General features: G+C 55.4%; 21 protein-coding genes and 1 pseudogene. 13 read left to right on the forward strand and 9 right to left on the reverse strand.

The genetic code is table 11. The features are described 5' to 3' along the window. Window positions 1-225 precede the first annotated feature (225 nt). Complete coding sequence (locus HFD92_RS07815) at window positions 226-936, reverse strand: IclR family transcriptional regulator (RefSeq protein ID WP_009093107.1); 711 nt, start codon at window positions 934-936, stop codon at window positions 226-228. A 172-nt stretch (window positions 937-1,108) separates the two neighbouring features. Between HFD92_RS07815 and HFD92_RS07820 the strand changes: the two genes are divergently transcribed. Next, window positions 1,109-1,801 (forward strand): RraA family protein, encoded by a 693-nt coding sequence (locus HFD92_RS07820; RefSeq protein WP_167428683.1) that lies wholly within the window; start codon window positions 1,109-1,111, stop codon window positions 1,799-1,801. After that, on the forward strand, window positions 1,801-2,751 hold the full coding sequence (locus HFD92_RS07825; protein WP_167428684.1) for a hydroxyacid dehydrogenase: 951 nt from the start codon (window positions 1,801-1,803) through the stop codon (window positions 2,749-2,751). The genes HFD92_RS07820 and HFD92_RS07825 overlap by 1 nt, the downstream gene beginning before the upstream one ends. A gap of 551 nt (window positions 2,752-3,302) precedes the next feature. Here HFD92_RS07825 and HFD92_RS07830 read toward each other — a convergent pair. Further along, a complete protein-coding gene (locus tag HFD92_RS07830) occupies window positions 3,303-4,643 on the reverse strand; it encodes an MFS transporter (protein ID WP_033736842.1) in 1,341 nt (446 codons plus the stop codon). Between the two features lie 560 nt (window positions 4,644-5,203). Here HFD92_RS07830 and HFD92_RS07835 point away from each other — a divergent pair. Beyond that, window positions 5,204-5,674: pseudogene (locus HFD92_RS07835) on the forward strand (DUF1203 domain-containing protein). Between the two features lie 64 nt (window positions 5,675-5,738). Here the strand turns inward: HFD92_RS07835 and HFD92_RS07840 are convergent. Then, window positions 5,739-6,203, reverse strand: coding sequence for a GNAT family N-acetyltransferase (locus HFD92_RS07840; RefSeq protein ID WP_167428685.1), 465 nt, complete (start codon window positions 6,201-6,203; stop codon window positions 5,739-5,741). A gap of 355 nt (window positions 6,204-6,558) precedes the next feature. Here HFD92_RS07840 and HFD92_RS07845 point away from each other — a divergent pair, with 355 nt between their 5' ends. Together HFD92_RS07845 and HFD92_RS07850 are read left to right on the forward strand one after the other, a co-directional pair. Continuing rightward, complete coding sequence (locus tag HFD92_RS07845) at window positions 6,559-7,359, forward strand: SDR family oxidoreductase (RefSeq protein ID WP_167428686.1); 801 nt, start codon at window positions 6,559-6,561, stop codon at window positions 7,357-7,359. A gap of 184 nt (window positions 7,360-7,543) precedes the next feature. Next, window positions 7,544-8,029, forward strand: a complete 486-nt coding sequence (locus tag HFD92_RS07850) for a glutathione peroxidase (RefSeq protein WP_167428687.1) — start codon at window positions 7,544-7,546, stop codon at window positions 8,027-8,029. 70 nt (window positions 8,030-8,099) lie between these two features. Here the strand turns inward: HFD92_RS07850 and HFD92_RS07855 are convergent, their stop codons facing one another. Further along, window positions 8,100-8,969: a LysR family transcriptional regulator gene (locus HFD92_RS07855; protein WP_140029261.1), complete on the reverse strand. Its 870-nt coding sequence runs from the start codon at window positions 8,967-8,969 to the stop codon at window positions 8,100-8,102. A gap of 160 nt (window positions 8,970-9,129) precedes the next feature. Between HFD92_RS07855 and bla the strand changes: the two genes are divergently transcribed. Continuing rightward, window positions 9,130-10,026: a class A beta-lactamase gene (gene bla / locus HFD92_RS07860; protein ID WP_167428688.1), complete on the forward strand. Its 897-nt coding sequence runs from the start codon at window positions 9,130-9,132 to the stop codon at window positions 10,024-10,026. Window positions 10,027-10,103: 77 nt separating this feature from the next. Here bla and HFD92_RS07865 read toward each other — a convergent pair whose 3' ends face one another. Next, the gene (locus HFD92_RS07865) at window positions 10,104-10,832 is read right to left on the reverse strand and encodes an SDR family NAD(P)-dependent oxidoreductase (RefSeq protein WP_150029274.1); all 729 of its coding nucleotides are present in this window, start codon (window positions 10,830-10,832) and stop codon (window positions 10,104-10,106) included. A 98-nt stretch (window positions 10,833-10,930) separates the two neighbouring features. Between HFD92_RS07865 and HFD92_RS07870 the strand changes: the two genes are divergently transcribed. Continuing rightward, the gene (locus tag HFD92_RS07870; RefSeq protein ID WP_167428689.1) at window positions 10,931-11,311 is read left to right on the forward strand and encodes a helix-turn-helix domain-containing protein; all 381 of its coding nucleotides are present in this window, start codon (window positions 10,931-10,933) and stop codon (window positions 11,309-11,311) included. A gap of 74 nt (window positions 11,312-11,385) precedes the next feature. Here the strand turns inward: HFD92_RS07870 and HFD92_RS07875 are convergent, their stop codons facing one another. After that, entirely contained in the window at window positions 11,386-12,633 is a 1,248-nt protein-coding gene (locus tag HFD92_RS07875; protein WP_167428690.1) for a sensor domain-containing diguanylate cyclase, read from the reverse strand. A gap of 393 nt (window positions 12,634-13,026) precedes the next feature. On the opposite strand from HFD92_RS07875, the gene HFD92_RS07880 reads away from it, so the two are divergent. Next, window positions 13,027-13,800, forward strand: a complete 774-nt coding sequence (locus HFD92_RS07880; protein WP_167428691.1) for a hypothetical protein — start codon at window positions 13,027-13,029, stop codon at window positions 13,798-13,800. 100 nt (window positions 13,801-13,900) lie between these two features. Here HFD92_RS07880 and HFD92_RS07885 read toward each other — a convergent pair whose 3' ends face one another. Continuing rightward, window positions 13,901-14,212 carry a cupin gene (locus tag HFD92_RS07885; RefSeq protein WP_167428692.1) on the reverse strand — a complete coding sequence of 104 codons (312 nt, stop codon included), beginning with the start codon at window positions 14,210-14,212 and terminating at the stop codon, window positions 13,901-13,903. A gap of 278 nt (window positions 14,213-14,490) precedes the next feature. Between HFD92_RS07885 and HFD92_RS07890 the strand changes: the two genes are divergently transcribed. The 3 genes from HFD92_RS07890 to HFD92_RS07900 all read left to right on the forward strand — a co-directional run bounded on the left by HFD92_RS07890 (window position 14,491) and on the right by HFD92_RS07900 (window position 17,348). Next, a complete protein-coding gene (locus tag HFD92_RS07890) occupies window positions 14,491-15,174 on the forward strand; it encodes a hypothetical protein (protein WP_167428693.1) in 684 nt (227 codons plus the stop codon). Between the two features lie 95 nt (window positions 15,175-15,269). Continuing rightward, the gene (locus HFD92_RS07895; protein WP_009092717.1) at window positions 15,270-15,878 is read left to right on the forward strand and encodes a dTMP kinase; all 609 of its coding nucleotides are present in this window, start codon (window positions 15,270-15,272) and stop codon (window positions 15,876-15,878) included. Between the two features lie 156 nt (window positions 15,879-16,034). Next, window positions 16,035-17,348 (forward strand): FAD-binding oxidoreductase, encoded by a 1,314-nt coding sequence (locus HFD92_RS07900; protein WP_167428694.1) that lies wholly within the window; start codon window positions 16,035-16,037, stop codon window positions 17,346-17,348. Window positions 17,349-17,407: 59 nt separating this feature from the next. Here the strand turns inward: HFD92_RS07900 and HFD92_RS07905 are convergent, their stop codons facing one another. Beyond that, window positions 17,408-17,800, reverse strand: coding sequence for a RidA family protein (locus tag HFD92_RS07905; RefSeq protein WP_009092719.1), 393 nt, complete (start codon window positions 17,798-17,800; stop codon window positions 17,408-17,410). Between the two features lie 141 nt (window positions 17,801-17,941). Here HFD92_RS07905 and HFD92_RS07910 point away from each other — a divergent pair, with 141 nt between their 5' ends. Next, window positions 17,942-18,541, forward strand: a complete 600-nt coding sequence (locus tag HFD92_RS07910) for a TetR/AcrR family transcriptional regulator (RefSeq protein ID WP_046102852.1) — start codon at window positions 17,942-17,944, stop codon at window positions 18,539-18,541. A 76-nt stretch (window positions 18,542-18,617) separates the two neighbouring features. Here the strand turns inward: HFD92_RS07910 and HFD92_RS07915 are convergent, their stop codons facing one another. Continuing rightward, window positions 18,618-19,193 carry a TetR/AcrR family transcriptional regulator gene (locus HFD92_RS07915; RefSeq protein WP_009092721.1) on the reverse strand — a complete coding sequence of 192 codons (576 nt, stop codon included), beginning with the start codon at window positions 19,191-19,193 and terminating at the stop codon, window positions 18,618-18,620. 181 nt (window positions 19,194-19,374) lie between these two features. On the opposite strand from HFD92_RS07915, the gene HFD92_RS07920 reads away from it, so the two are divergent. Further along, the gene (locus HFD92_RS07920; protein WP_167428695.1) at window positions 19,375-20,037 is read left to right on the forward strand and encodes a glutathione S-transferase; all 663 of its coding nucleotides are present in this window, start codon (window positions 19,375-19,377) and stop codon (window positions 20,035-20,037) included. Window positions 20,038-20,094: the final 57 nt, after the last annotated feature.

The following is a 20,094-nucleotide window of genomic DNA, read 5'->3' on the forward strand; positions in this document are numbered from 1 at the left end:
ATGCCTCAACGGGCGGGTGAAAAAAAGTGATTAAATTTCAATGAACATGAAGGAAATTCATGTTGAGACGGGAAAGCGGGGGATTTTTCACGATCGGGCGGGACATTCATTTACCCGCACCCGTGCGCGGGCCTTTAACCTTCGCACAGAACCCGGCGTCGCGGCAAATCTGCACGGGTGCCGGGCTTATCTCACCAGCGGTAACGTTACCGCTGGTGCGCTGCGCTAGATCTTATAAAAATCATCGCAGAAGGCTTTTCGCGCACCCGATTTCAGGGAAAGCCTGTGCGCCGCCTCTTTCATCAGTTTACCCAGACCGCCGTCGCGTTTCGCCTCTGTCAGGCGTGAAGCGGGCCCGGTCAGGGCCAGGGCCGCGAGCATATTGTCGCCCTCACCAAACACCGGAAGTGATAATGAGGCGATATGCGGATCGCGGATACCAGAGGTAAACAACGGAAGTTCCGGCTGAGTCTCAAACAGCGGTTCTCTGCGTCCCCAGCAGCGAAGCACCTTTCCGATGGCTGAATTATCCAGCGGCAGAAACGTTCCGGGCAGACGCGTTTCCCGCAAGCCTTCTGACGGTTCCGCGCGGAACAGACAGAGTCGCTGATCCTTCTCGATGACATACCAGGTGGCGCTTTCACCCGTGGCCGTCGCCAGGGCATGAAGCTCAGGCTGGACGATAGTGGCAAGATGGAAGGATTGTTCATAGAGCTTGCCCAGATAGAGCAGTCTCGGTCCCAGGGTATAAACCCCGTTGTCGCGCCGGATAACGTAATTCATGCGTTCCAGTGAGTTCATCAGGCGATAAACCGTCGTTTTGTGATACCCGGAAAGCTGGGCCAGCGCGGTCAGCGTGAGTGACTCTTCGCCAGGCCTGAAACAATCCAGTAGCGCCAGCGCTTTTTCTACGGCAATTACGCCTTCATTCCCCATTAGCAGGTTCTCCTGTTTGCGACGGCAGGCAGTTTACCCTGTAATTTGTGATTCACATCGTATTTACATCACAAATGAATGCTTAACACTGGTGTGATCCAAATTAACATAGATATAGTAGTTTTATATTGTACAACAAAGTTGTACCTGGTAAAACGAAAGAGGATGATCTATGCCACATGCAGATAATACCTTCATCAATCGCGACATTACCCGTATCGCGCCAGAGCTCGTAAAACAGGCTGCTCAGTTTCAGGCCGCGATACTGGCAGATGTTGCCGGGCGACGCGGAACGCTGCACGGACGCGTAAAACCGCTTTCCCACACCATGAAAGTTGCCGGCCCCGCTATCACTGTTGAAGTCAGACCGGGTGACAATCTCGCTATCCACGCCGCACTGGCTATTGCCCAGCCGGGCGATGTGATTGTGGTTGATGGCAAAGGCGACATCAGCTGCGCATTAATCGGCGAAATTATGTCTACTCAGGCGCAGGCCTCTGGCATTGCCGGGATTATTATCGATGGCGCGGTTCGTGATGCCGATGCATTGAGCACCAATGGCTTCCCGGTATTTGCCGCGGGCCTGAATCCCTGCGGCCCGACCAAATCGGTGGCGGGACGGGTTAACTTCCCTGTTTCAGTAGCAGGCGCAGCAGTTCAGCCGGGCGATCTGGTGATTGGCGACATCGATGGCGTGGTTGTGCTGCCTCGTGAAGCCGTTCCGGCCCTGATCGAGCTCGCGCAGAAAAAACTGGATTTCGAAACCAGCCGCATCGCCGCCATTCGCGATGGCGATCTCCGCGCGCCCTGGTTAGAGAAAGCGCTGCTTACGGCTGGCATGCTGGTTGACGGGGAGGTGCTGTAATGACGACCTCTTCTCCTGTCATTCTGGTCACCGCCAGCGATCTGGCACCGCAGGCAGTGAGCCTGCTCGACGATTTCACGATTGTGTATGCAGGCAAACAGCCGGGCGAAGAGACTCTGGTTCAGCTCTGCCAGGAGCATAACCCGGTGGGGATTATCGTCCGCTACGGCAAGATTAACGCCCGCATCATGGACGCCGCCCCCGCTCTGCGCGTTATCTCCAAACACGGCAGTGGCATCGATGTCATCGATCAGAAAGCCGCCGCTGAGCGTCATATCAGTGTTCAGTCGGCCCCGGGTGCCAACGCGGCTGCCGTGTCAGAGCACGCCTGGGCGCTGATCCTGGCCTGCGCTAAATCGGTGATCCCCCTGGATCAACGCATGCGTCAGGGACACTGGGATAAATCGACCCACAAATCCGTGGAGCTGGAGGGCAGAACCCTCGGACTGGTGGGTCTGGGGGCGATAGGGGGTCGCGTGGCCCGTATCGGCCGCGCTTTTGGCATGAACGTCCTGGCCTATGATCCCTATGCGCGCACTTTCCCGGATGAGTGTGTCTCCTCCTCGCTGGACGATCTGCTGCGTCAGTCAGATGTGATTTCATTGCACTGCCCGCTGACGGAACAGACCCAAAAGATGATCAACGCAGAGTCGCTGGCGTTGTGTAAAAAAGGCGCCATTCTGGTGAATACGGCTCGCGGGGGTCTGATCGATGATGAAGCCCTGATCGCGGCACTGAATGACGGCACGATCGCCTCAGCGGCGCTGGACAGCTTTGCCACAGAACCGCTGACCGCCCCGCATATCTGGCAGAATGTCGACAACGTGATTCTGTCGCCACACATTGGTGGCGTCAGTGATAACTCCTACGTGAAGATGGGCACCGTGGCAGCCACAAACGTGCTGAACGTGCTGGCAGAACCGGTGAAAGACGAAAGTCCGGTTTCCTGATCGGCTTTTTCTGACCGGCTAAACAGGCGCCTGGGCCGTTTAGCCGGTTTTTTTATGCGTTCTCTCTTTTGTCTGGCTTTCAGGCTATGCCCTTGCCGCTTTACCGCCCTGTCCTCTGAAACTTTCCCTCTGCCCTCCCAGTGGCCTGCCACAACCTTGCAAACGCGCTCAGCATTCAGATGCCACATCGCGCCACTCCAGCTTTAAACACCCGCAGATAGCGTCACCTGTCCCTGCAGGGCCAGACTCACTGTCAGCACCTCCCTTCTGGCTGAACAAGCGCTCCTTACACCACTCTTCCTCCCGCCGAAGGTGAGCCCCTGCATACGGCCCGCTTTCGTCAGATGGCATTCAGGGGGGATGACAACCCGCCACAGGCTTACAGGAGCGCCAGGCGTGGCTTAGTGAAAAGATGGGCGAGTTAACATGGCTGTTGAATAAGCGAGGGGGTGTTGCACACAAAGAGATCGATCAGGAAAAAGAGGCGGCAGGACGATGAATGAAGGGAGAAGCCCGGAGACGCGGCGAGCAGCATCTCCGGGCTGACAACGTTATTTACTGACGGGTGAAGCGGTATTCTCAACTTCAATGTTTAATTTTTTGGTGCGTCCCATAACCAGCACGGCGATGCCGCCGACGCTGCAGAGCACAGCCAGTGGCAGCATTGCCAGGGTGTGACTGCCGGTGGCCTGATTGATGATGCCGTAAACGTTAACCATCAATCCTCCGCCAATCAGGTTAGCCATCGCCCCGATAGCAGCCAGACCCGCCGCAGCCGTCGTGGATGACATCCAGCCCGAAGCCAGCGCCCAGAAAGGCCCTTTCATTGAGTAAGCACCAATCAGCACCAGCGACAGAATCACGACGCTGCCGGTCAGCGTGTTGGTCAGGAATGCAGAGAGCAGACCGCCTGCGATTAAAAACAGCGTCAGCGCGGTGTGCCAGCGACGTTCGCCGCTGCGGTCAGAGCTTCTGCCCCAGACAATCATCAGAACAGAAGCCAGACCGTAAGGGATCGCATTCACTAAACCGGTTGTGAAGTTGTCCAGACCGAAAGATTTCAGCAACTGCGGAGACCAGACGCTCAGCGTTGAACCTGCCGCCGAGGCACCTGCATAAATCAGCGCCATTACCCAGATATGTTTATGGCGCAGCAGCTTCCACAGGGAGATGTGTCCAATCGCTTTTTTCTTCGCGTTTTCCGCTTCCAGCGTGGTATTCAGCCAGGCTTTCTGCTCCTGATTCAGCCAGCTGGCATCAGAGGGGCGGTTGCTCAGCATGAAGAAAGCGGCCACACCCAGCACCACGGCCGGAATGCCTTCCAGGATGAATAGCCAGTGCCAGCCGCGCATGCCCAGCCAGCCATCGAGTGACAGAATCAGACCTGAGATAGGTGAGCCGATAAAGTTCGCGGCAGGGATAGCCACCATGAAGGTCGCGATGACGCGTGCACGGTATTTGCCAGGGATCCAGTAGGTCAGATAAAGAATGACGCCCGGGAAGAATCCTGCCTCAGCGGCACCCAGTAAGAAGCGCAGAACATAGAGCGTATTGGCGCTTTCGACGAAGGCCGTACAGACCGAGATGATGCCCCAGGAGACCATGATGCGCGAGATCCAGATCTTTGCACCAATCTTCTGCATCGCAAGGTTGCTGGGGACTTCAAACAGGAAGTAACCAACGAAAAACAGGCTGCTCGCCAGGCCAAACACCGCTTTCGACAACCCCAGATCTTCGTTCATCTGCAACGAAGCCATGCCTATGTTGCCGCGGTCAATAATGGCAATCAGATAACAGACAATCAGAAATGGCAAAATGCGCCAGACCACCTTTTTTACGGTCTGCTGCTCGATATCGGCAGAGAAAGTCGTGATGTGCTGTTTTTCAGACATGATGATCCTCACATTTTTGTCATCGTTTTGCGCGTGATACGCAAAACGCATTGTTGTACTCTGTAAAACATTAATGTACTCAGTAAAACCATTATCACGATAAAAAAGCGTCTCCGCCGGAAGATGTAATCAGGTTGTGTTATTTGTCACAAAAAAGTATTCAGCACATCTGGTTTATGTGACGGGCAAGTCGTTACCAGGATAAAGACCGGACAGATTTTTTGCGGGGTTGATGCGACGGGAGAGAGTAATGAGAACAAAGGCCGTCATCCAGGGATAATTTTTGCTTTTATACCGCTTGTTCCGGGGACAGCCTGGTTTCAGGTATTTCCTTCAAAACGGCTCTGCTGGCGAGACTGACTGCTTAAACGCATATAGCGTATGGATGCGGACTCTCAATCACAACCTTGCTGACTTATTAGCGTCGGATGGAGGCTCTGCCTGAAACGCGCTGCATTTGATGTAACTGCATTCTCCTGACCGAAAACGGCGAGTGGCTCCTGAAGGTTTTCGTTAAAGTCATGACTGAGGGTGTAACGATGACAACCAGAGAGGACAGGATGAACTACAGGATTTCAGGCCTGAAAGCAGAGCCGTTTGCTCATCTTTATGGACAGAGCGAAAGTTATCTGAAAAAGCATAATGCAATTCGACAAACGGTAGAGTGCTATCCTGGTTATCCCGACAGAATTTCATTGTGCGACATCCCCGTCGGTGAAACCGCTTTGTTGATCAATCATATTTATCAGCCTGCAGACTCACCCTATTTTGGCACCCATGCGATCTATATCCGGGAGGGGTGCACCTGACAGGGCATTTACCTTAACGAATTACCCGAAGTCATGCGCAATAGAGCACTGTCATTACGGGCCTATGACAAAAAACATTTTTTACAACTGACGGATATTGTGGAGGGAAAAGGGGCTGAAGATCTCTTTGCGCAATTTTTTAACGATCCTCAGGTAAGCTATATCCAGATACACAATGCAAAACGCGGATGCTATTCCTGCTGCGCTGAAAGATGTGAATGAAGAACCAACGCTCACGTGCCGCTATCCTGAAATCTTCATCAGCATAGCCGCCATAGATTGAACGTTATTCCCGCTCATCGCTCAGCACCTTAGCAAAGCACACCGCCTCTTCCCGGTTTATGTAGGGCCCATAATTTGCGATGCGGTTATATCCGCTGTTCTGATAAAAACGGACAGCCTTATGGTTCACAGCACGGGTTTCGAGCCAGATCTCCGTGTATCCCATTCCCAGCGCCGACTCTTCGAGGAAGGTCAGTAATGCCCTGCCGATTCCGGCGTCACTGCGGTCTGAATACATTCTCTTCAGTTCGGCAACCGTCTCTGTAAGCGGTCGGATAGCGCCGCAGCCTACAGCCACACCCTGATGATTTCTGGCCACCACCCAGAGCGCCCTCTCCTCATCCATAGCAGCCACTGCACAGTGACGCCTGCCATCATCGCCGGTTATCGCCGCGAGCTCGGCTGAAAGCGCATTTATCAGCCGTTGCGACTCCGGGGCGCAGGGATCGGCTTTTTCTACCCTAATCATGCCAGCCTCCGTTTTTCTTTTAACCGTCAGAATAAAACGAAATCCGGTCAGCAACATCCCCCCTGGCACTCATGCACCGGATAAATAAGACTGGACCCGTCTCACAATGCCCGGATGAGGGCTCATCGCGCATTCACGGCTAAGCCTCTACTTCGCATCTATAATTCAGTGATTCATCACCCTGCGCCCTTTTTAATCGTGGCAGCGAGAGGTCGCGGTTCCGCCTTACGCAGAGACTGGTGGCAAAAACAGCTGAGTGCCCCAGCCTCTTACGGCGCGGCTCCCGCTGAGTGACGCACAGAACAGAACGGCCGGTCACAACATACATTGACTCTTTACTGAATAAGGAAGCCTCATGAATCTATCTCTCAAAAATCAGGTTGCGCTGGTGACCGGTGCCAGTTCAGGCCTCGGCTATGCCTGTGCAGAAGCCCTCGCAAGGGAAGAGGCCGCTGTGGTCATTAACTATCACAGTCAGGCCGAGCCTGCCGAAGAGCTGGCAGAAAAAATCCGGGCCGGTGGCGGTCGTGCTATCGCAGTGAAAGGTGATGTGTCGAAAGAGGCAGATGTCGATAATCTCTTTGCGCAGACCCTTGCTGAGTTTGGCAGACTGGACATTCTGGTGGCTAACTCAGGCCTGCAGAAAGATGCCCCCTCTATCGAAATGACGCTGGAGGATTGGAATACCGTTCTGGATGTAAACCTGACCGGGCAGTTTTTGTGCGCGCGGGCTGCGCTGCGCCAGTTCCGCGATCAGGGACACAGTCCGGAGATCAGCAGAGCGGCAGGGAAGATCATTCATATGAGTTCGGTTCATCAGCTCATTCCCTGGGCCGGACACGTTAACTATGCCGCCTCCAAAGGCGGCGTAGACCTGCTGATGAAAACGCTGGCGCAGGAGGTGGGTGAGGCGCGTATCCGCGTTAACTCGGTTGCGCCTGGCGCTATCGCGACCGCCATCAATGAGGAGACCACCCAGGGTGAGGCGGGCAAAGCATTGTTAAAACTGATCCCCTATGGCCGCATCGGTGCGGCTGAAGATGTGGCGAATGCGGTAGTCTGGCTTGCCAGCGATCTTTCCGATTACGTTCATGGCACAACGCTCTTTATAGATGGCGGCATGAGTCTTTATCCCGGATTCCGCGACAACGGCTGATTCATCTGCCTCGCGCAGAGGATCAGGGCGGCAGGTTTTATCCGCCCCCCTGGGAGTGACCGGCGCCCGAAGCAGTGCATTCTCCGGGCGTTTGTCTCTGCGGTGGCTGCCGCTCAGCAGGTGATCCGCCCGCCGCGCCATGCGACAATCGCGCCTTACACGGTTTTGTTCTGAGGTTTCCGACATGACGTCCTTTTATCAATTCACGGCCCCGCTTCTGAACGGTCAGATGGCCTCCATGGCAGACTACGCAGGCAGGACGGTGCTGGTGGTCAACACCGCCAGCCGCTGTGGGTTCACACCGCAGTATGCTGGCCTGGAAACCCTTTATCGCAGATATGCCGATCAGGGACTGGTGATACTGGGTTTCCCCTGCAATCAGTTCGGCAGGCAGGAACCCGGCAGTGCTGACGATATCGCACAAACCTGCCACATCAATTACGGCGTAAGTTTCCCGATGTTCGGCAAAGTGGAGGTCAACGGGGCCGCGGCACACCCGCTGTTTCGTTACCTGAAAGAGGCGCTACCCGGCATTCCAGGTGGCCGAATCAAGTGGAACTTCACGAAATTCCTGATTGGACCCGACGGCACACCGCTAAAACGATTTGCCCCCATCACCGCCCCGGAGAAGATGGAGTCGGCCATTGTCGCTGCGCTGTCAGGGCGATGAGCGCGCCTTCTGAAGATCGAAGCCCGCCGACAGGTTTCTGCCCTGTTTTGAAGCGCCGCGATATCAGGCGCTACTGTCTGATAATGGTCTGAATAATCCACTCACGGAATATTTGCATCGACGGCGTCATTTTCCGGGCTCTTTGCCAGGTCAGCCAGTATCCGTCATTGCCGGAATAAATATCAAAAGGCCTGACGAGCAGCCCGCGCTTTATTTCGGGTTCAAACATAATTTCCGGTGCCAGCGCAACGCCCCCGGTAATCAATACGGCATCAATAATCAGACGCGATGAATCCAGAACAGGCCCGTTAATTCTGAAGGGGGGAATACCCGCCGCAGCAAACCAGTTTTCCCACTCTTCATGACGATAAGAGCGCAATAAATTTTCGCCCGTAATATCCTCAGGCCGGTTAAGTCTTTTCGCCGTATCTGGCCGACATAATAGCGTCAGCGGTGCATCAAATAGCAGTTGATTATGTGATGCCGACCAGTTGCCAGAACCATATCTTATAGCAAAATCGACACCTTCTCCGGCGATGCTCACCACATTGTTATTGGTCTGAATACTCAGTTCGATAGCGGGATGGCGTTGCCGGAAATCGTCAATTTTCGGTAGAAGCCACCCCAGCGCAAAGGTGCCCACACAGGAGAGCGTGAGCGCCTCCCTGACTTCACCCCCTTCAAACTGACGATAGGCTTTCTCAATCCGATGAAAGGCATCAGAAATCTCAGAAAACAGCAATCGCGCCTCATCGGTCATTTCAAGACCACGCGAAAGCCTTCTGAATAATGTGGTTTCTAACCGCTCTTCAAGCAATCTGACCTGCTGGCTGACCGCCGCCTGCGAAACGAACAGTTCCATGCCTGCCCGGGTAAAGTTGAGATGGCGGGCAGAGGCTTCAAATGCGCGCAGAGCGTTAAGCGGAATATCCCCTTTCACTATAGCCCCCAGAAAAAGTTATGACTGGCATCAATTTATACCGTTTTGACTCGCCGTAAAACTGATTTATTTTGGAGTCCGTAATTAAGGGGAACGATATTCAGTCACGGCCTTGTGACAATTCAGATTTAATTAATTTTTGTATAGGGAACGTTTAATAATGAATAAATTTAAAAACCGCCTGGCCGGAATAGTGTTATTCGCCGCAGCGGGATGTTCAGCGTCAGCACATGCGGCTTTCGATCAGCAATCCCTGAACAATCAGTTTGAGAAACTTGAACGTCAATCCGGAGGCCGGCTGGGCCTGGCCGTCATTGATACGTCTGATAGTGTGCAATATTCCTGGCGCGGCAACGAAAGATTTCCACTGTGCAGTACCAGTAAGGTGATGGCCGTTGCTGCGATATTAAAAAAGAGCGAAGGGTTAAAAAAAAATAAAAATGCTGATACTTTACTTAATAAGAAAATTTATATAAGTCAGCACGATATGGTGAATTACAATCCTGTCACCATGAAGCATATCGGTTCGGCGATGAGCCTCGCGGAGCTGAGCGCGGCGGCCCTGCAATACAGCGATAACGCGGCGATGAACAAGCTGCTGGCGTATCTGGGCGGCCCGCAGTATGCCACGCAGTTTGCGCGAACCCTTGGTGATACGATGTTCCGGCTGGACAGAAACGAGCCAGGCCTCAACACCGCGATTCCGGGTGATCCTCGCGATACCACTACTCCTTCAGCGATGGCAGCGAGTCTTAACAAACTTGTTTTAGGTCCTGCGCTTAAAGACGATCAGAAAGCCACACTGACAGCCTGGATGAAGGGCAATACCACGGGGGCAGCCAGTATTAAAGCGGGCCTTCCGGCAGACTGGATAGTGGCCGATAAAACCGGCAGTGGCGACTACGGCACCACCAATGACATCGCCGTTATCTGGCCGAAAAATCACGCCCCCCTCGTCCTGACCACCTACTTTACGCAGCACGATAAAAGCGCCGCCGCGCGTAAAGATGTGCTCGCCAGCGCAGCCAGAGTGATTGCGGACGCTGTCCAGCAATAAAGACGGACAGGTTCAGAGCTGTTCTGTGAGCAAAACCGGCCCCCGGCCGGCCGGTTTACGGTTTCAGCACAGGGCCGTCAGGCCGTCATGCCACCATCAATCACCAGTTCGCTGCCGCAGATGTAACGGCTTTCGTCTGAGACCAGGAACAGGGCCGCTGCAGCCACTTCATCCGGATCGCCCAGCCGCCCTGCCGGTATTCGCGCGCTCAGTGCCTGCCTTAGCTCATCGCTGGCCTGGTCGAACATCGGCGTATCCGTCGGGCCCGGACTGAGTGTGTTGACCCTGATACCGCGCGGTGCCAGTTCGCTGTTCCAGGTGCGGGCATAAGCGCGAACAGCGGCCTTACTGGCAGAATAGGTTCCATAACCCGGATTGGCGATTCCCCCCGCGATGGAACCGATCAGCAGAATGGCCCCTCCCTCCTCCATGAGCCTGACAGCATGCTGTACCGTCAGCACCATGGCACGCACGTTCAGACCAAAAATAAGGTCAATATGCTCTGCTGAGGTCTCATCCAGGTTTGCCGGTACAGCCACACCTGATGCATTAACCAGGATATCGAGGCGACCGGCTCTGGCCTGAATCGTCCCGAACAAACGTGCGAGATCGCTGGCATCTGTCAGGTCACCCGCTATCGCTTCAGCCTGACCGCCGGTTAGCGTAACGGCCTCTGCCAGCTGAGCTTCGCGTCGGGCGGTAATAAAAACCCGTGCGCCTTCCTGCACAAAACGGCGAGCGATGGCAAGACCGATACCGCTGCTGCCACCGGTCACCAGAACCACTTTTCCACTCAGTTTCATCATTGCCACTCCGTAAAGAGGTTGAACGATGGATGATACATTTCGTATATTTAGTGTCAATTACGCACCTGATGTACATCAGATATCCTTGAGGAAACCGCATGGCTACCGATATCACCGCTCTGCTGGCAGAGATCAACAGTACCCGCCCGATCCTGGAACAGGTTGCCAACAAATGGTCGGTGTTAATCCTGACCGTGTTGTGCTCACAGCCGTCGCGATTTAATGCCATTAAGCGCAGGCTCGATCCCATTACCCACAAATCACTGACTGAGGCATTACGCCGTCTGGAGCGAAACGGACTGATAAGCCGGCACGTGATCGCCTCCTCACCTGTCGCGGTGGAGTATGCGATCACGCCTCTGGGCAGAACCCTGCAGGAGCCGTTTGTCGCGCTGGTCAACTGGGCGAAGCAACATGGCGAAACCATGCAGCAGGCTCAGGAGGGGTATGATGAGCGTGAGCCGGGACAGCAGATGTGAACATTTTTGAACGCGTGAGACAGGAGTGAGATGGCGCTAAGCGCAGCGGCTGACAGGATTCGGACAGCCAGTGATCACAGGGCTGCCTGCTCAAAAAACTGATAGGAGCCATCGCGGCGGGCTTTAGCCTGATACATCGCTTTGTCGGCGCGCTCGAACAGCATTTTCGCCGTTGCCGTTCCGAAGCGGGCCAGGCTGATGCCAATCGCTGCACCGATGCGCACGTCCATGTTATCGATGACGAAGGGGGCCTCCAGGCTGTCAATAATGCGCAGGGCGATGGCCGATGCCACCCCGCGATGACTGCACTTTGCTGCCACAATAAACTCATCGCCGCCCATCCGGGCCACCGAGTCGCCCGGGCGCATGCAGCGCTGCAGCCGTTCACCGACCTGCTGCAGTAAGGCATCCCCTGTCGCATGGCCCATGAGATCATTCACTGCCTTGAATCCATTGAGATCGATAAACATCACGGTGGTGAAAGCCGGGTCCTCTGTCTCCGCCAGCATTCGGCCAATCTGCTCGTTAATCCAGGCGCGATTAGGCAGCCCGGTCAGCGGGTCGCGGGTCGCCAGCTCTTCGAGATTGCGCATCCTTTCCTTGTCACGCGTGATGTCACGCGAAACCAGCACGGCACCGATATTTTTGCCTGAAGAGGGATTGCTGACGCCACAGGCTTTAGTGCCCAGCGTGAGGTAGTGGCCGTCACGATGCAGTTTACGTACTTCAACCACATCCGGCAGCGTTCCGCCGCTGAAGATATGTGCCAGCGCTGCCGAGGCAGATTCGCGATCGTCAGGATGCAGGAAATCGACCACCAACTGACCAACCACCTCTTCAGGTCTCCAGCCTATCATTTCGCTGTAGGAGGGCGAGATCGAGACGTATCTGCCATTCGCATCGCAATGGGCAATCAGATCGGTACTGTTCTCGATCAGCAGGCGATATTCCGCCGCCGTGCGCACCGCATCCTCCAGCGCTTTACGCTGTGCAGTCACATCCAGGATGAAGCCGTTGTACTTCTGGTGGGAGGTGCCAGGCAGACTCTCCGGCAGGCCGGAAACCACGACGCGGCGTGTTTCACCGTCCAGACAGTGGATAGGCACTTCAAAGTAGAAAGGGGTCAGATATTCCAGCGCCGCGGTCAGCTGCAGCGCGATCTTTGCATCATCGTCAGCCTGCGCCAGTTCCAGCCAGGAACTCAGCGTCACCCCCTTCAGAGCAGGCATCAGGCCAGCCGGTGTTTCCTGACTGGCAACGCAGATACCCTGAGCGTCTGTAGACCAGACGGCAGTGAAAGATGGTTCAATCATTAAGTTCATGGCGGCCGACTCCGATGTTGCTGACGATACTAAACAAGCTCAATACTCGTCGCTACAGACCTGATTATAACCGTAAATGTCCGTCTGACGCGGCAGGAGGCAACAGTCACTGGGTGAGCCTGAGGCGAAACCGGCCATCGCGTATGGCGGGCGCCCGGACCTGGCTGGCCGTTGTTTCTGAGGCCGCGATCCTTACAGGGATGTGCGCAGAACGTTTATGACAGGGTGCAGTCTCTGAGGTATCAGCTCCTGTTTATCGGCTCATCAGGCCGGAATCTTTAGCCCTGTCGCGTTAACTGCCCCACTTTCCGGCGCTTCATCTTTCCTTAAGAATACTCTTATAACATCCCTGCTCTGTTAGCTCATATTGGGCTTTTTCCGGAGCGTGACCCTATGCAAAATAACAACACAGCATCGCTTTCTCTGAGTAAAGTGCCTGCCGTAACCGCGGCATTCTGGTTAACCAAAATCGCGGCGACAACCCTGGGTGAAACCGGCGGCGATGCGGTAACTATGTCAATGAATCTGGGATATCTGACCGGAACGCTGATTTTCGCCATTATCTTTCTTGTCGCGGTGGTGGTGCAGATTAACCGTCCCGGTTTCAATAAATGGATTTACTGGTTCACCGTGGTGGCGACCACCACGGTGGGCACCACGCTGGCGGATTTTGCCGACCGCTCTCTGAATATTGGCTATCCGGGGGGCACTCTGCTGCTGATCACGCTGCTGACCCTCTCTCTGTTTCTCTGGAAAATGACCTGCGGCACGGTGGCGGTCAGTTCGGTGAACAATGGCGTCACTGAGACCTTCTACTGGGTAACCATCATGTTTTCCCAGACGCTGGGCACGGCATTAGGTGACTGGGCGGCAGACACTGAAGGGCTGGGTTACGATGGCGGTATTCTGCTGTTTGCGGGTGCGCTGGCGCTTATCTGGGCGGCGAGTCGCTTTACCTCGCTTTCGCGCACGGCGCTATTCTGGGCGGCCTTTATCCTCACGCGGCCTCTGGGTGCAGTGGTGGGCGATTTTCTGGACAAACCGCTTGCCTCGGGCGGGCTCGCGCTGAGTCGCTACGGTGCCTCGCTGACGCTGGGCCTGATCATCATCGCGCTGCTGGTGCTGCTGCCCCAGCGCCCGGCCGCGAAAACCGCCACCGCGCATTAACCGCGCGACCGGGAAAACGGGCGCACGCCTGCTTCAGTCCCTGGCAGAGCCGCCTGCACCGGCGGCTTCTTTAGCTGGTTGACAGGGATGACGCCCCCACTTAAACCGATCCCTCTTTCTCGATGACCAGCACGCGGGCAACGCCCTGGGGACGCGCAATATGCTCTGTACCTTCACTGGCATAGAAAATATCGCCTGTATTCAGAACCCTGCGTTTAATCTCACCCTGTTCTTTATATTGCATTTCAACACACCCATCCATCACCGCAAAAACCTCCTGCCCATCGTTGATGTGCCACTTATAGGGCCGATCGGTCCAGTGAAGTTTCACGCTGGTATTGCCGAAGCTCGCGATGTGCTGAGCGTCCCAGGCCTTCGAACCGGTAAATTCTGTGCTGCGGTAAAAATTCATTTTATCTCCGGTAGCAGACATACGTTTTCGTCATCGGCCTCATGAATAGCAGAGCAACAACATGGATTCCAGACTCATGCCCGCGCTTGTCCCGATCTGTCCCGATGTTGTCCGGTTAAGGCGGTATCAGGAGATCCGGTAGCCCCGATAAAGCCCGGTAAGTAGTGAGGTTTACCGCTTCCGGAATGATCACTGAATGAATCGCCTGGCCCGAACGCGATGGCAGGGATAATATTGACGATGCGTCTCTGTTTCCCCCGACTGTCAGAAGGAGTGTCATGAATTCAGCGACTCTGCAAAACCTCTATCACGCTGCCAGTGAGAAAACGCTCGCGATGTGGGCGAAAAACGCGGGGATTGGGGAGATTAAGAAAGAGAGCTATTACGACCCGCAGAAGCTGGCCCTGGCAACCGGCATTCAGCCCGCCGTTCCCCCCGCGGTTTCACGTTTGCTGGATGAACTGAAACAGCTTACCGGGGATGACCCTCTGGCCGATACCTTGCCGGAGCGGGGTCTGCACTTTACCTTTTTACCCCTGACCCTGCCGCTCTATATTGAGCACGCACCTTTGCCGGAAAAAATAGCTGAACTCAGGGCGCTCTGGTCCGGTTTTCACGCGCAAAACATTGTTATCAGAGATCTTCGTTTAGTCGCGTTGCCGGGACAGCTGTTGCTGGCGGGCATCCCCGACGCGCCGGCAACAGACCTGCGTCACGCCTTCTGTGAAAAGGTTCTCAACTCCCGCTGGAAAGAAGAGTTGCTGAAGCGTCACACCGGCAGCGCCCTGCCGGCCCCCTTCTGGCACTCGACCCTGCTGCGCTACGGCGCGGCTTATTTACCCGCGCCGCTGCGGCAGTTCTTTCTGGCACGCCAGACCCTCAAGTACGGGAAGGTAGAAGGCGAACTGATGCTGGCAGAGGTCAACTACAACTGGACAACCTGTTATCCTTTGCAGGATTAATTGCGCGATCAGAATCAGCTCATTCAATCAGGAAAGAAGATGTCTCTGGCAAAGAAAGATTTCACCCACATCCCCTCTCATCCGTCAGTCAGACCATGAATCGTCAGCTGTTTGTTTCTCTGGATGGCCCCAAAGGTGCCGGTAAAACGACCCTGCTGGAAGCGATCACGGCACGGTTAAGGGCAGACAACCGAAAGGTGGTCCGGCTTTGCGAGAAAAAAAGCGATCCTGACAGAGCGCAGACCATGGCGCTGGTTAACCGGCTCGCCAGAGATCCCTCTGTGGATCTGGAACGGGAAGTTTGTGAGCGCTTAGCGGCCAGCCGGGCGTGGATTTCCCGCAACGTGCTGACCCGCCAGCCGCCCGACAGCATTATCCTGATGGATCGCTGGTATCCCTCCGACGCGGCCTTTCGCCGGCGGATCCCGTTTGCAGAGATTTTGCAGATGAACCACGCGCAGGACGTGCGCATACCGGACCTGCATGTCGGCGTGGTCACCGCGCCTGAGATTTCATGGTCACGGGCGGCAGCACGCTCCCGCGGGCTGGGAAGCACGGTCCTTCACAGGCTGGAAGAGCATGCCGAATGCACGCGGGCGTTCGAGCGTGAAATTGCCCGCACCGGCTGGGTTTTATGCCGTAATGAAGGCACGCTGGATGAAGCCGCCATGCAGGTCACGGCTGAGATAATCCGGGTGATTTAATCTGAAATCCTTATCGCCTGCTGGCAAGGCGGTAAAGAGAATAGCGACCTCTGCCCGCGAAATTTGTCTGAAATCAATCTTCGTCAGGTTACCGCTGGCACTGCGATCCTGCTTTCCCTTATAAAATTCCTTTATTTTTCTATAGGGCACAGGGAATTGCGCTACGCATCACTACCTTTTAATCATAATGAACCGGGCTGGCCTGCGGGCGGGCACGCTTATGCACCGCAACCGGCTCTGCGAGGCGATATCACGGCAGACTGGGTTATCGTCGGCGCGGGGTTCGCCGGTGTCGCTTTTGCGCGCCGCCTGGCAGAAATTAAACCCGAGCTGAAAATCGTTATCGTCGATGCCTGTACCACAAGGGAGAGCGCATCGGCGCGCAACTCAGGGTTTGTTATCGGACTGCCCCACAATATTGGCAGCTCCACGGCGGAGTTAAAAAAGGCGCATGCTTACCGGAATCTGCTTCAGGAAGGCATCCGGCAGCTGGAGCAGGAGATTTCGCAGCATAACCTTCAATGCGACTGGCAGAAGGTGGGCAAATATCACTGTCAGGCGGAACGGGGCAACGATCGTATTTTAAATGAATACAGCCGACATCTCGATCTCATGGATGAACCCTGGACGCTGGCTTACAGCGATGAGTTGTACCATAAACTCGGTACCCGCTTTTACAGCAAAGGGATCTTCACGCCGGGCTGTGTGCTGGTTAATCCGGCGCAGCTGATTGCCGGCCTGCACCACCATTTACCGGAAAATGTTCAGCGCTTCGAAAATACACCCGTACTGGGGATTCGTACCGGCAGTCTGGCGGAGGTGGTGACCCCTTTTGGCACAATCAGAACAGCTCAGGTCATGCTGGCGACCAACGCGTTATCGCCAGAACTGCGCCCTGGCCTGGCCCGTCAGGCCGCTATGGCCACCTTCGCCAGCATCACCGAACCGCTGACAGACGCGCAACTGGCGACGCTGCCCCCGATGCAGAGCTGGGGCGTCACGCCGGTGAATGCCATTGCCGGTGCCACCTTTCGTTTCACCTCCGACCGCCGTTTTCTGATTCGCCAGCATGTGATTCCCGCGCTTCGGGGACAGGTCACTGCGGCACAAACCCATCAGGCGACGCAACACCATCAGCGCCTGTTCAGCAAACTCTATCCCACCCTGAACAGCGTGAAGATCACTCACACCTGGTCCGGCACCCTGAGCGTGACACGCAACGGCGCGCCGCAATGGGGGGTGTTGAACAGATTTATCTGCACGGCGGGCGGCTGTAACGGCGCGGGCGTATCGAAACAGACCGTGGCGGGCTCGCTGCTGGCTGACTTCATGCTGAAGCAGGATAACCCGCACCTTGCGGATATGCTGTCGCTGGGCCAGGCCAGTTTCATGCCGCCCTCGCCCGTGCTGGATATCGGCATTGCCCTTACGCTGATGAAAGAGCGTTTCCTGGGACGTAAAGAGAACTGATCACAGCCCCGCTGAACGCCAGTGTCGCTGGCAGAGGATGGTGTGACGAAAACTTTCCGTTATCGGGGAATGCGGGCAATGACCTTGATCTCAAAATCGAACCCCGCCAGCCAGGTCACGCCGACAGCGGTCCAGTTGGGATAAGGCGGTTGCGGAAAGATGGACGCTTTGACCTGCATGATCGTCGCAAACTGATTTTCAGGATCGGTGTGAAATGTGGTGACGTCGATCAAATCATCAAAGGTGCATCCTGCCGCCGCCAGCGTCGCCGCCAGATTGTCAAATGCGAGGGCGACCTGGGCCGCGAAATCAGGTTCCGGCGTGCCGTCAGCCCGGCTGCCGACCTGGCCGGAGACAAACAACAGATCGCCTGAGCGGATTGCCGCGGAATAGCCATGCTGCTGATAAAGTGCGTGCCGGTGAGCGGGAAAAATGGGTTCGCGCGTGATCATCGTGTTTCCTCGGGTTACGGAATGAATGCAGGATGCGGCATAAACCGGAATGATTTAATATACGCCGCGTATGTCACATTAATAATACATACGCGCCGTATGTCAAATGATATACGCGGCGTATGTGAGCTGGAGGAGTTTATGGCAGCCAGTCGCGCTGAAACGATGGAAGCAAACCGTGCAAAATTGATCGCAGCAGCACGGAAAGCCTTTGCTGAAAAGGGCTTTGCCGGGGCCTCAATGGATGAACTTACGGCGAGCGTCGGGCTGACTCGCGGCGCGCTTTATCACAATTTTGGCGACAAAACAGGGCTGCTGGCAGCGGTGGTGGCGCAGGTCGATGGGGAAATGGCGCAGCGGGCTCAGGCGGCGGCCGCTTCGGTAACGGATGAGTGGGAAAGGCTGATCGCCGAAGGGATCGCCTACATTCGTCTGGCGATGGATGCCGAAGTCCAGCGCATCGTGTTGCGGGATGGCCCGGCTTTCCTGGGCGATCCTGCACAGTGGCCCAGCCAGAACAGCTGCCTGGCGGCCACACGGGAACGTCTCGTCAGGCTGATTGAAAGCGGTGCGGTTAAGCCGGTCGATGCCGACGCCGCCGCACATCTGCTTAACAGCAGCGCCCTCAATGCTGCACTCTGGGTTGCAGCCAGCAGCAACCCGGAAAAGGCGCTGCCAGAGATGCTTGAAGCCTTCACGCTACTGGCAGGCGGCCTGCGCCATCAGGCGGTTAAGACCTGAGGCGTTATCCGTCGTGACGCGAATCCTGCTCAGCGGCTGCCGCCCGTCGCTGAACAACGCGTTCCGGCGGGGATATTCAGGCTTGCGTCGGCTGCGGAATCAGGCCGCTCTCCTCATAGGTCGCCATCAGATGATCGAACAGGGTAATATCCTGCCGCGTGCGGGCAATTAACTGCGCACCGGCAACCGCGGTATAGATGGCCAGCGCACGCTGCGCATTTTTTTGTGCGTCATCGGGCGTCATTTCATTCAGCACCTGATGCAACCATGCCACGTTCGCGTCGACGAAACACTGCACCTCACGCTTCACTTCTTCAGGCAAATCATCATATTCGGCCGCCATGAAGCTGGATAAACAGAGCCTGTTGGCGTCAGCCAGAGAACGCCGGAAAATTTGCGGATAGTGCTTCAGGGCTTCAGCGGGAGAGGCACTTTGCTCCCGGATGGTCTGTAACGCCTGTGCAGTATCCTGCCAGTAGCGATTTGCCACAGCCGCGCCAAGGTCTGCTTTACTGGCGAAGTGATAATAGATACTGGCATTTTTTATGCCGACTTCGTCAGCAATGGTGCGGAAATTTATCCCGTTGTAACCATGATTCTGCGCAGCACGCTTTGCGGCTGCCAGGATGGCCTCACGCGCATTCAAGCTCATAACGCTGTTTTCCTCTGAAACGTGAGGAGGAAGTATAGGGAAAAAATTTTTACCTGCCAACTGGTAGACAGATGTTGACAGGCTGAATTTCCCTGGCCACAATCTACCTACCATTTGACAGGTAGGTAAATAAATCATGACTTTTTCAGACGCTGTATCACACGTTTCAACTCAACCTTCGATGAAAATCTACGACTGGTATGACGGCCCCTATCCTGCCCGGGTCAGAATAGCCCTGGCGGAAAAAGGTCTGCTTTCTCAGGTCGAATTTATTCCGGTCAATCTCTGGAAAGGGGAACATAAAAAGGCGGATTTTTTAGCCATCAACTACTCAGGCACACTGCCGGTGTTAGAACTGAGTGATGGGACGCTGATCGCGGAATGTACGGCAATCACGCAATATCTGGATCGGCAGGATCAGCATCCCCTTCTTACGGGTGTGACCCCGCTGGAACAGGGGGTAATTCATATGATGACTAAACGGGCCGAGATTGAATTTCTGGATGCGGTAAGCGTCTATTTCCATCATGCCACGGCAGGTCTGGGACCCGAGGTTGAGCTTTATCAGAATCCGGAATGGGGTGCGAAGATGGGCGAAAAAGCGCTCAGGGGCATGCACTACTTTGACCGCGTTTTACGCTCACAGCCCTATGTGGCGGGCAACACCTTCTCAATGGCCGATATCGCCGTCACCGGTGGAATGATATTCGCCGCCCTGGTGAATCTGGCTATTCCGGAGGAGTGTGAGGCGCTGAAAGCGTGGTACCTGAAGATCCAGCAGCGTCCCAGCTATCAGCAGTGGCAGGCCATGGTAGACGCAGGCCGTCCCGGCGGAGAAGCCTAGTCCCGGGTGAGATAGTGGCGGGAGCGGTTTGTCTGAATGAAACCTTCCCGTTCGCTG

It is taken from the genome of Pantoea sp. EKM101V, from assembly GCF_011800325.1.
Taxonomy (GTDB): Bacteria; Pseudomonadota; Gammaproteobacteria; order Enterobacterales; family Enterobacteriaceae; genus Pantoea; species Pantoea anthophila.

What these genes read in the sequence shown, in the direction of transcription:
- HFD92_RS07815 (WP_009093107.1), bottom strand. Translation starts at nt 936, where the DNA reads ATGGGGAATGAAGGCGTAATTGCCGTAGAAAAAGCGCTGGCGCTACTG.
- HFD92_RS07820 (WP_167428683.1), top strand. Translation starts at nt 1,109, where the DNA reads ATGCCACATGCAGATAATACCTTCATCAATCGCGACATTACCCGTATC.
- HFD92_RS07825 (WP_167428684.1), top strand. Translation starts at nt 1,801, where the DNA reads ATGACGACCTCTTCTCCTGTCATTCTGGTCACCGCCAGCGATCTGGCA.
- HFD92_RS07830 (WP_033736842.1), bottom strand. Translation starts at nt 4,643, where the DNA reads ATGTCTGAAAAACAGCACATCACGACTTTCTCTGCCGATATCGAGCAG.
- HFD92_RS07840 (WP_167428685.1), bottom strand. Translation starts at nt 6,203, where the DNA reads ATGATTAGGGTAGAAAAAGCCGATCCCTGCGCCCCGGAGTCGCAACGG.
- HFD92_RS07845 (WP_167428686.1), top strand. Translation starts at nt 6,559, where the DNA reads ATGAATCTATCTCTCAAAAATCAGGTTGCGCTGGTGACCGGTGCCAGT.
- HFD92_RS07850 (WP_167428687.1), top strand. Translation starts at nt 7,544, where the DNA reads ATGACGTCCTTTTATCAATTCACGGCCCCGCTTCTGAACGGTCAGATG.
- bla (WP_167428688.1), top strand. Translation starts at nt 9,130, where the DNA reads ATGAATAAATTTAAAAACCGCCTGGCCGGAATAGTGTTATTCGCCGCA.
- HFD92_RS07865 (WP_150029274.1), bottom strand. Translation starts at nt 10,832, where the DNA reads ATGATGAAACTGAGTGGAAAAGTGGTTCTGGTGACCGGTGGCAGCAGC.
- HFD92_RS07870 (WP_167428689.1), top strand. Translation starts at nt 10,931, where the DNA reads ATGGCTACCGATATCACCGCTCTGCTGGCAGAGATCAACAGTACCCGC.
- HFD92_RS07875 (WP_167428690.1), bottom strand. Translation starts at nt 12,633, where the DNA reads ATGAACTTAATGATTGAACCATCTTTCACTGCCGTCTGGTCTACAGAC.
- HFD92_RS07880 (WP_167428691.1), top strand. Translation starts at nt 13,027, where the DNA reads ATGCAAAATAACAACACAGCATCGCTTTCTCTGAGTAAAGTGCCTGCC.
- HFD92_RS07885 (WP_167428692.1), bottom strand. Translation starts at nt 14,212, where the DNA reads ATGAATTTTTACCGCAGCACAGAATTTACCGGTTCGAAGGCCTGGGAC.
- HFD92_RS07890 (WP_167428693.1), top strand. Translation starts at nt 14,491, where the DNA reads ATGAATTCAGCGACTCTGCAAAACCTCTATCACGCTGCCAGTGAGAAA.
- HFD92_RS07895 (WP_009092717.1), top strand. Translation starts at nt 15,270, where the DNA reads ATGAATCGTCAGCTGTTTGTTTCTCTGGATGGCCCCAAAGGTGCCGGT.
- HFD92_RS07905 (WP_009092719.1), bottom strand. Translation starts at nt 17,800, where the DNA reads ATGATCACGCGCGAACCCATTTTTCCCGCTCACCGGCACGCACTTTAT.
- HFD92_RS07910 (WP_046102852.1), top strand. Translation starts at nt 17,942, where the DNA reads ATGGCAGCCAGTCGCGCTGAAACGATGGAAGCAAACCGTGCAAAATTG.
- HFD92_RS07915 (WP_009092721.1), bottom strand. Translation starts at nt 19,193, where the DNA reads ATGAGCTTGAATGCGCGTGAGGCCATCCTGGCAGCCGCAAAGCGTGCT.
- HFD92_RS07920 (WP_167428695.1), top strand. Translation starts at nt 19,375, where the DNA reads ATGAAAATCTACGACTGGTATGACGGCCCCTATCCTGCCCGGGTCAGA.